1 protein-coding gene is annotated in these 243 nt (G+C 75.3%); it reads left to right on the forward strand.

Annotated features, from left to right (window positions below):
* Positions 1-243 (forward strand): hypothetical protein (locus SB775_RS33015; protein ID WP_410865507.1); only part of this gene is annotated, 243 nt, incomplete at both ends.

Here is a 243-nt window from a genome sequence, read left to right on the forward strand (position 1 = left end):
TCACCGGCGGAGGGACGACCGTCGCCCTCCCCGCGAAGGGGCTGAAGCTGCAGCAGCCGGGTCAGGACGACTCCGTCGCCCTCGTCGCCACGGCGAACAGCCTCCTCACCGTCCCGCTCGGCGGGGGAACGGTGACGTCCAGTCCGGCGGGGGCGACGTCCACGGGCGGGGAGAAGGCGGTCTCGGCACCGGTCCGGCTCGGCGCGTGCTCCTACGGCGCCTGGTCCGGCTCCGGTCGCTACC

This window comes from Peribacillus sp. SIMBA_075 (genome assembly GCF_046534585.1).